General features: G+C 33.4%; 1 protein-coding gene and 1 pseudogene. Both read right to left on the bottom strand.

Annotated features, from left to right (window positions below):
• Window positions 1-128 precede the first annotated feature (128 nt).
• Window positions 129-1,466 carry a PTS cellobiose transporter subunit IIC gene (gene celB, locus BM212_RS12200; protein WP_091898804.1) on the bottom strand — a complete coding sequence of 446 codons (1,338 nt, stop codon included), beginning with the start codon at window positions 1,464-1,466 and terminating at the stop codon, window positions 129-131.
• 458 nt (window positions 1,467-1,924) lie between these two features.
• A pseudogene (locus BM212_RS12205) lies at window positions 1,925-2,155 on the bottom strand (GNAT family N-acetyltransferase); the annotation flags it as partial.
• Window positions 2,156-2,268: the final 113 nt, after the last annotated feature.

The following is a 2,268-nucleotide window of genomic DNA, read 5'->3' on the forward strand; positions in this document are numbered from 1 at the left end:
CTCCTTTTGCTTACATAAACAAATAAGATCCACTGAAATCTCAAGTAGATTTTCAGCGGATCTTATTTGTTTGTTAAGACTTTTGTCCCAGCCTCGTTTTTATATACGTAAAACATTTATTCTTTTGATTAAGCTTCAGTAGGTTGAGTTGCTTGTACAGCACCATCTTCTACTTGCTCAATTCCTTCTGTACCTTCTTTTTCTAATTTATACGCTTTTTGGTCTACAATTCTAAAGAATGGATAATAAACTGCTGCACTAACCCCAATTTGGAATACTTGTAATACAGCTCCTCGCCATCCACTTAACAAGAAACCTGATATAATCGGAGGCGTTGTCCAAGGAATATTTGCCCCATTAGTAAGTGGAACCAAATCCCAAGCCATTGCTGCATAAGTCATCCCCGCCATCAGTAACGGCATTATCAGGAAAGGAATAATCAGTACAGGATTCAATACAATTGGTAATCCGAAAATTAGTGGTTCATTAATATTAAATAATCCAGGAACAATTGCAAGTTTTCCTAATGTTTTATATTGTTGTGATTTAGCAAACATTATTACACATAGAGCTAAACCTAGTGTTGCACCAGCTCCACCAATTTTTACAAAGTTACCATAGAATTGAGCATTGATGATATTTGGCAATTCTGCACCTATTTTAAACGCTGCAGCATTCTCAGCTGTCAGGTTTAACCAGATTGGATTCATAACTGCTCCAATAATATTGGAACCATGAATACCAAATGACCATAGCAACCCTTCAAATATAAAGATAATAAATGTTGTAGGTAAGGTACGTGCCAATGCTAATAGTGGCGTTTGTAAGATTTCAAAAATAAAGGCATGTGCTGTTTCATAAGGCGTAAAACTAAATGCGATACGAACAAAATTGAATAAAATAATTACAATAAGACCAGGAACAAGTGCTGAAAAAGATCTAGCTACATTGGAAGGAACAGAATCAGGCAGTTTAATAACCCAGCCCTTTTGAATAACCCAGCGGTATATCTCAGTAGAAAGAACTACTGCTATCATACCGACGAATAGTCCGCTTGCACTTAAGTTCAGTGTTGGAATACCAGTTGCGCCATCTGCTGTTGCAATTGATGGAGTTAAAATAAAGAATGAAACTAATGCTAATAAGATCGCTCCAATATCATCCACTTTATAATAATTTGCCAGCGATTTTGCCACCCCAACCATGACAAATGGTGTCATAATTTCCATAGTCATATTATAAGGCACCATGAAATAGCTATTCCAATCTGATCCTAAAATCCCTTCCATAAATTCAGGATATCCATTTATTGGTATATTAGCAAAAAGTAAGAATACCGATCCAATGATAAGTAATGACATAGCACCAAAGAGTCCTGCCTTGACTGCTGATAAATATCTGTTGGCATCCAGTTTAAAAGCTATCGGCGATAGTATATCTGATAATTTATTTAAAGCTTTTTCCATATACAATACCTTCTTTCCTTTATATATATTCTGATTATGGCAATACCGATCCACACAATTAAGCGCTTGCATAATTATGTAATAACACCCGAGATTCCCCTCCTTTTTAAATGTTTGATAAATCATCCTATTAAAGATGTTTTACTTGATAAATCTACTTGTGAATTTTTCGAATCTGGTCACAACTGAGCGGATAAAAATCATTGTAACCTCTTTCATGTTTATATTATATTTCTTACATCGGATTTAAGTGAGCGTTTTCTTTGCTTTAAAATCAACGTTCCCCATATGTAATCCATTACATACTTGGTATAACAACATTTTAAAAATATAAAAAATTTAAATTAATTTCTATATTTTATATTTTTTGATTCAATTAAGAATAGGCTTATTTTATGAAAATAAAAAATCTTCTAAAAAAGAGTAAACACTCATTTTACAGAAGACTTATTGCATAATTATTTATTTATATCATTCCATTCTTCTCTCAATATTCCCATGCGAATAGAATCATAATATATTTCTTTCCAATAACGTACCTTTCTTAAACGGCCTTCCATTGTCATACCTAATTTTTCACCTATACGAATCATCCGATAATTCCCCGACCATGTAGTATACCCTACTCGGACTAAACCTAATGTGTCAAATAGATATTGAATCCACAGCTTCAATATACGTGTTCCATATCCTTTTTCTCTATCAAGTTTTTTATATCTTGAATATACACTTTAAGTGCAACACTTAATCCTTAAAAAAGACCCCTAGCTAAATTCCAGTTAAAATAGGGTTGTCCACACTA

It is taken from the genome of Marinilactibacillus piezotolerans, from assembly GCF_900114235.1.
Lineage (GTDB): Bacteria > Bacillota > Bacilli > Lactobacillales > Carnobacteriaceae_A > Marinilactibacillus > Marinilactibacillus piezotolerans.

What these genes read in the sequence shown, in the direction of transcription:
- celB (WP_091898804.1), bottom strand. Translation starts at nt 1,466, where the DNA reads ATGGAAAAAGCTTTAAATAAATTATCAGATATACTATCGCCGATAGCT.